Source organism: Candidatus Competibacter denitrificans Run_A_D11 (assembly GCF_001051235.1).
GTDB classification, from domain to species: domain Bacteria; phylum Pseudomonadota; class Gammaproteobacteria; order Competibacterales; family Competibacteraceae; genus Competibacter_A; species Competibacter_A denitrificans.
The window spans coordinates 1-1404 of sequence record NZ_CBTJ020000064.1; the positions used below are offsets into that span (position 1 = coordinate 1).

The window sequence follows — 1404 nt, forward strand, 5'->3', positions numbered from 1 at the left end:
CCCAGCAGAATGCCGCCCTGGTCGAACAAACCGCCGCCGCCAGCCACAGCATGGGCGATCAGGCCCAGGAACTCCAACGCTTGATGGGCTTCTTTAAAACCCAACACGGCGAAACCACCAACACCGCCGCCCCGCCCGCCCCTGCTAAGCCACGTCCCGAATTGCACGCGATGACCGGTAAAGCGTCGCGCCCAGCCACCAAACCCGCCGCTAAAACCCGGCCCGCCACCCGCCCCGGCCCGGTCGGCCAGAACGCCGCCGCCACTCAGGCTTTGGAGGAGTGGGAAGAATTTTAGCGATTGAATAAAACCGACGATTCTCAGTGAAAGCTGAAAAGAAAGTTCAATGCGTGGTTTAGCTCATTGCCTGGTAATAAAAAAATGAAACTAGAAAACTTGAAAATCAATACACGGTTGACCATTGGCTTTGGGAGCATGGCAATCCTCACATTACTTTTATGTGTTCTGATGATATTTGGCATCAAAACGATGTCAGCGAACCTGGAAAACCTTAGTGAAAACCGTTTTCCTGCTTGGCAAGTACTCGCCCAACTCAATCGGGAGCGAATGGTCATTCGCGCGCAAACCCAATCGGTTTTTGCACAAGAGACCCAGAAGAATGCAGAAGGAAAATTGCAGACAATTTTGGAAGACCGACATAAAGCTTGGCAGCGGATAGATAAAGCATGGGAAATCCTGCTGAAAATCCCCCGAACCAGCGCAAAAGGGCAACTGCTACAGGAAAAACTTCAAGAGCAATATAAGGCGTGGCGGGCGATTTACGTCGATCTGGACAGCCAGATCGAACGCCTGGCCCGTGCTACCGATCCCTCGCAGAAAGCTGAGCTTTATGCTGAATACCGGCAGATGGTTTCGCGCATGGTTCCGATATCGGATGCAATGGGAGAAACGTTCGACGCCATGGCGGATAACAATGCCGTTCGAACAAACAACATGATCAAGGCTGATCACGCCATAGCAATCCAGCTGCAAACATGGGGAATGGTGGCGGCTGTCATCAGTATCGTGCTGGCTGCCCTGTTGGGTTGGCTTATCACCCGCAGTGTGGTGGCTCCATTGCGTCAAGGTAAAGAAATTCTAGGTGTACTCGCTGAAGGGGATATGACCTGCGAAATTCCATCTGAACTGACATCTCGCAAAGATGAAATGGGGGATCTGGCCCGCTCCATGCGGGACATGGCCAACCAGTTACAGGAGATCGTCGGGAGCGTCAACAAAACCACAAGCCAAGTGGCCTCTGCCTCATCGGAGATTGCGCAAGGGAGTAGTGATTTAGCTCAGCGCACCGAAGAGCAAGCCTCGGCGCTGGAAGAGACCGCTTCCTCCATGGAAGAACTAACTGGAACGGTTAAGCAAAGCGCTGAGAACGCCGGTCAGGCCAATC

1 protein-coding gene and 1 pseudogene are annotated in these 1404 nt (G+C 53.1%); both read left to right on the forward strand.

The features are described from left to right. Positions 1-296 (forward strand): annotated as a pseudogene (locus BN873_RS20440) (methyl-accepting chemotaxis protein); the annotation flags it as partial. A gap of 84 nt (positions 297-380) precedes the next feature. Further along, on the forward strand, positions 381-1404 hold a 1024-nt coding region (locus tag BN873_RS12935), incomplete at its 3' end, for a methyl-accepting chemotaxis protein (RefSeq protein ID WP_139031721.1).